The organism is Cetobacterium sp., assembly GCF_048470075.1.
GTDB lineage: Bacteria > Fusobacteriota > Fusobacteriia > Fusobacteriales > Fusobacteriaceae > Cetobacterium_A.
In genome coordinates, this window is the sequence record NZ_DBGBQB010000108.1 from 1 (window position 1) to 3653 (window position 3653).

Annotated in this window: 3 protein-coding genes and 1 pseudogene; all 4 read left to right on the forward strand. The window is 30.7% G+C overall.

What is annotated here, in order from left to right; translation table 11 throughout:
- Window positions 1-17: 17 nt before the first annotated feature.
- Window positions 18-875 (forward strand): annotated as a pseudogene (locus ACMOUI_RS04060) (TRAP transporter substrate-binding protein).
- A 14-nt stretch (window positions 876-889) separates the two neighbouring features.
- Window positions 890-1402, forward strand: coding sequence for a TRAP transporter small permease (locus ACMOUI_RS04065; protein WP_418964460.1), 513 nt, complete (start codon window positions 890-892; stop codon window positions 1400-1402).
- On the forward strand, window positions 1393-2667 hold the full coding sequence (locus tag ACMOUI_RS04070; RefSeq protein WP_418964461.1) for a TRAP transporter large permease: 1275 nt from the start codon (window positions 1393-1395) through the stop codon (window positions 2665-2667). The genes ACMOUI_RS04065 and ACMOUI_RS04070 overlap by 10 nt, the downstream gene beginning before the upstream one ends.
- A gap of 12 nt (window positions 2668-2679) precedes the next feature.
- On the forward strand, window positions 2680-3653 hold a 974-nt coding region (locus tag ACMOUI_RS04075; protein WP_418964462.1), incomplete at its 3' end, for a zinc-binding alcohol dehydrogenase family protein.

A 3653-nucleotide genomic window follows, 5' to 3' on the forward strand; every position in this document is an offset into this window, starting at 1 on the left:
ATGCAAATACAGATCATATTTGGCATGAAACTGCAGTTAAGTTTTCTGAAATAGTTGAAAATAAAACTAAAGGTAAATTAAAAGTTAAAGTTTTTCCAAATGGATAATTAGGATCAGAAACAGATATGATTAATAGTGTAAGATTAGGAACTTTAGATATGGTTTTAACTGGTGAAACTTTACAAAACTGGGCTCCAAAAGCAGCACTGATGGCTGTTCCATATGCTTTTAGAGATTTGAATCATATGAATATTGTTCTAAATGGAGAGATTGGAAAAGAGATAAAAGAAGATATACAAAAAAATGCAGGATTGATTCCATTATATTATCACGAAAGAGCTCCAAGAAATCTTACAACAAATAAAGAAATAAAATCAGTTGAAGATTTAAAAGGATTAATAATAAGAGTGCCAGATGTACCAATTTTCGTGAAAACGTGGGAAAAGTTAGGAGCTAAACCAACTCCAATGTCATTACAAGAGGTATTTACCTCTCTTCAGCAAAACACAATACAGGCACAGGAAAATCCTTATGACCTAATATATAGTTTAGGATTTTATGAAGTTCAAAAATATGCATATGAAACAGAACATGTAATTCAGTGGATATATGCAGTAGTTGGAGAAAAACAATTTAATAAACTAGCACCAGAGCAGCAAACTGCAGTTTTAGAAGCAGCTCAAGAAGCACAAATATTTGCTCAAGATAAATTTGAAGAATTTGTAATTATGTCTAGGAAAAATTTATTAGATAAAGGAATGAAAATTGTATCAGTAAATAAAGAGGAATATCAAAATAAAATAATACCAGAGATGAAAAATATTTTAACATCTGAGCAGTATGAGCTATATTTAAAGATAGTTAATACAAAATAAGAAAGGATGGGAAGATGAAAAAAGATTATATAGAAAAAACGTTGGAATATATGGTTATTATTAGTTTTTTGACACTAATATTAGTTGTGTTTTTACAAGTATTTTCTAGATTTTTTTTACCAAAGGCACCTTCTTGGACAGAGGAGCTTTCTAGATTTTTATTTATATATTCAATTATGACAGCAGCGCCTATAGCTTTAAAAAGGAATGAGTTTGTTAGAGTAGATATTTTATTAGTTAAACTAAATAAAAAAGTACAGCATATATTTGAAATAATAACGTATTGTTTATTAAATATATTTTTCTTAATTATAGCTTATGAAGGATTTACATTTGGAAATTTAGGAGTCAAACAGACATCACCAGCTATGGGAATTCCAATGTATTTATCCTATGGAACTGTTTGTTACTCAGGAATTTTTTTATTAATCTATGGGTTGCAGATTCTTAAGGAAAAAATTACTAAAAAATTGGATACAAAAATTGATATGATTAAATTGGAAGAGGAGAGTATGGAATGGAATTAATATTATTTGGAGTATTTTTTATACTTTTATTCATAGGAGTTCCAGTAGCTTTTTGTTTAGGGTTATCATCTTTTTTTTATCTTGTCATGAATGATATCCCTTTAGTTGTAATACCTCAAAAGATGTATGCTGGAATAGACTCCTTTACTCTTCTATGTATTCCAGGGTTTGTGTTAGCTGGAAATCTTATGAATAGTGGCGGGATAACTAAAAGGATTATAAAGTTTTGTAATGCTTTTGTTGGACATATTAGAGGAGGATTAGGATTAGCAAATATAGGTTCATCAATGGTTTTTGCAGGAATATCAGGAACGGCCTTAGCTGATACAGCTAGCATTGGGGGAATAATGATTCCTGCTATGAAAAAGGAAGGATATAATCCTGACTATGCAGTAGCAGTAACAGCAGCTTCTTCAACAATTGGTCCAATAATACCACCAAGTTTACCTATGATTATAGTAGGAACTTTAACAGGGATATCAGTATCAAAAATGTTTTTAGCAGGGGCAATTCCAGGATTATTATTAGGGCTTGGAATGATGCTAGTTTCTTATAGAATATCTGTGAAAAAAAATCATCCCCAAGGGATTAAAGTAACTTTAAAAGAAAAAAATAGCTGTTTTAAGGATGCTTTTTGGGCAATTATGCTCACAGTTTTGATTTTATTTGGAATCCTAGGTGGGGTTTTTACTCCGACAGAAGCGTCAATAGCAGCTGTACTCTATGCTGTTATAGTTGGAAAATTTATCTACAAAGAACTAAAGTTTAAAGAACTTCCAAAAATATTGTTAGATTCAATGGTAGGAACCTCTGCTATTATGCTATTAGTGGGATTTGCAAATATATTTGCATGGATTTTAACAAGTCAACAAGTCCCTCAAGCCATAGCTCAAGGAGTTTTGGGAATATCTCAAAATAAATATATTGTTTTAATACTTATAAATCTACTTCTTTTACTCGTAGGAACTTTTATGGAAACAATAGCTGCCCTAGTTATACTATTTCCAGTTTTACTTGGAATAGTTATTCCCTTAGGAGTTAATCCGATTCAGTTTGGAGTTATAGTTGTTTTAAATTTAATAATAGGTCTGACAACACCGCCAGTAGGCGTATGTTTATTTGTAGCTTCCAGTATTGGAAAAATATCTATGGGTGAAGCAATAAAAGCGATTATTCCATTTTTATTAATTAGTTTAGTAGTATTGGGAATGGTAACTTTTATTCCTGCAATCAGTCTGTATTTACCAAATTTAATATTAGGATAAAAAGGAGTCTAAATGAAAGCAATAATAGTATCTAAACCAAAAGACTTACGAATTATAGAAAGAGAAATACCTAAAATATCTGAAAAAACAGATGTGCTAATAAAAATAAAAGCGGTAGGGATATGTGGTTCTGATATCCATATTTATCATGGAACTTCTCCAGTGGCAACTTATCCAAGAGTAATAGGTCATGAAATGGTTGGTGAGGTTATGAGTATTGGAGAGAATGTAAAAGATTTAGAGATTGGAGATAAAGTTGTTGTTGAACCAATGATTGCATGTGGTGAATGTTATGCATGTAAGTCAGGAAGGCCAAATGCATGTTCATCTCTTAAAGTTAGAGGTTGTCATGTAGATGGAGGATTTCAAGAATATTATGTAGCTCCTAGAAAAAATATATTTAAATTTGACAGTTCAATCTCTTGGGAAGAAGCAGCTATGATTGAACCATATACAATAGCTGATCAAATAACTTGGAGAGCGGATATAAGAAAAGGAGATTATGTTTTTATAATTGGTGCAGGGCCCATAGGTTTATGTGTTTTAGAGATGGCTAAATTAAAAGGTGGAATTTGTATTATTTCAGATTTTAATGAAAAAAGATTGAAAGTAGCTAAAGAGTTAGGAGCCGATTATGTAATTAATCCAAATTTAGAAGATCCTTTAACGAAAGTTAGAGAGATAACTAATGGAATGGGATCGAATGTAACAATAGATGCAGTTTGTTTACCAAAAACATTTGAACAAGCTATTGAAATAACATCTGTAGCTGGAAGAGTTATGTGTTTAGGATTTTCTAAAGATACTTCAGAGATAGCTCAATTGGGAATAACGATAAAAGAGTTAGATATTAGAGGGTCAAGACATCAGACATACAAGTTTGCACATATTGTAGAACTGTTTAATGAGAGGAAATTACAACCTAAAAAATTAATATCAAATATCATACCTTTTAAAAAGATTGATAAGGCGATAGATTTAATAGA